The following is a 1,077-nucleotide window of genomic DNA, read 5'->3' as shown; positions in this document are numbered from 1 at the left end:
GCTATTCTTTCTGTAGAATCATAGGAAAGGATGGCGTTTTTGTATGTCTATTTCTGTATCTGATGAATTACAACTATTTGCTCAAGAAATTCAAAACTTCTTATCTCCAAATTTCTTACGAGATCTTGCTAGAAATGTTGGTTTTGTGCAAAGAACCAGTAAGTACCAAGCAAAAGATTTAGTCGCTTTATGTGTATGGATCAGTCAAAAAGTCGCTAAAACCTCTTTAACTCATTTATGTAGCTGTTTAGAAGCATCAACAGAAGTGCTCATCAGTCCCCAAGGACTGAATCAACGATTTAATGCCACAGCCGTGCAATTCCTACAACAAGTGTTAGCCGAACTTCTCAACCAAAAGTTATCTTCAACTAAGATGCTCACTTCTCCATACGCTTCTATTTTCAAACGTATTCGTATCCTAGATTCAACTGCCTTTCAACTTCCCGATGTATTTTCATCTGTTTATCCAGGTGCAGGAGGATGCAGCCATACAGCTGGGGTGAAGATTCAGCTTGAGTATGATTTATTAAGTGGACAGTTCCTACATATTCATACAGGCCCAGGTAAACAACATGATCGAACCTATGGTTCTCTATGTGCCCCAACTGTGGCAGCGAATGATTTATGTATCCGTGATTTAGGTTATTTTCACTTGAAAGATCTTCAACATATACAAGATAAAAAGGCTTACTATATCTCTCGTATTAAATCAAATACACGTATTTATCAAAAAAATCCCACTCCTGATTATTTTCAAGATGGAAGAATCAAGAAAGGTACAGAGTATATACAGATAGATATGGAGGTCTTAATGAACTCTCTTCAACCAGGACAAACATGTGAAATATCCAACGCTTATGTAGGAATGACTGATAAAGTACCAACCCGTGTGATTGTTCATCGACTAACCAAAGAACAACAACAAAAACGATTACAAGATCAAACTGTAAGAGAAAAAAAGAAAGGAATGAAGTATTCTACTCGTAGTAAACGACTCAGTGGCATCAATGTATATATGACAAACACACCTACAGACATTGTCCCGATGGGACAAGTACATGATTGGTATTCTTTACG

The 1,077-nt window shown here is 37.0% G+C and carries 1 protein-coding gene; it reads left to right on the top strand.

The genetic code is table 11. From position 1 onward, the window contains the following. Nucleotides 1–43: 43 nt before the first annotated feature. On the top strand, nt 44–1,077 hold a 1,034-nt coding region (locus MR155_RS31175), incomplete at its 3' end, for an IS4 family transposase (RefSeq protein ID WP_242312111.1).

The organism is Bacillus cereus group sp. BfR-BA-01331, from assembly GCF_022663915.1.
Taxonomy (GTDB): domain Bacteria; phylum Bacillota; class Bacilli; order Bacillales; family Bacillaceae_G; genus Bacillus_A; species Bacillus_A mycoides.
This window is presented reverse-complemented; position numbering and strand designations above follow the sequence as displayed.